At 68.2% G+C, this 569-nt stretch carries 1 protein-coding gene; it reads left to right on the forward strand.

Annotation, left to right across the window (positions count from 1 at the left end):
* Positions 1 to 569: electron transfer flavoprotein subunit alpha/FixB family protein (locus tag JQC81_RS32675; RefSeq protein ID WP_203275902.1), on the forward strand; the 569-nt coding region annotated here is incomplete at both ends.

The following is a 569-nucleotide window of genomic DNA, read 5'->3' on the forward strand; positions in this document are numbered from 1 at the left end:
GGCGCGCCCGTGCATGTGCTGGTGGCCGGCTCGAACGCCCGCGCCGCGGCCGAGGCCGCCGCCAAGCTGGACGGCGTCGAGAAGGTGCTGCTGGCCGATGCCGCTCCTTACGAGCACCAGCTTGCCGAGCCCACCGCGGCGCTGATCGTCTCGCTCGCAGGCTCCTACGATGCCCTGGTGGCGCCCGCCACCAGCAAGGGCAAGAACGTGATGCCGCGCGTGGCCGCGCTTCTCGACGTGATGCAGGTCTCCGACATCATCAAGGTGCTCTCACCCGACACCTTCGAGCGGCCGATCTATGCCGGCAACGCCATCCAGACCGTGCAGGCCACCGACGCCAAGAAGGTGATCACCGTGCGCACCGCCGCCTTCCCGGCGGCTGGCGAGGGCGGCTCTGCCGCCATCGAGACGGTGAACGCAGCCGAGGATGCGGGCCTGTCGAGCTTCAAGGGTGAGGAGATCGCCCAGAACGACCGACCCGAGTTGACCTCGGCTAAGATCATTATCTCGGGCGGGCGATCGCTGGGTTCGGCCGATGCCTTCAAGCAGTACATCGAGCCGATCGCCGA

It is taken from the genome of Microvirga arabica (assembly GCF_016811235.1).
Lineage (GTDB): Bacteria > Pseudomonadota > Alphaproteobacteria > Rhizobiales > Beijerinckiaceae > Microvirga > Microvirga arabica.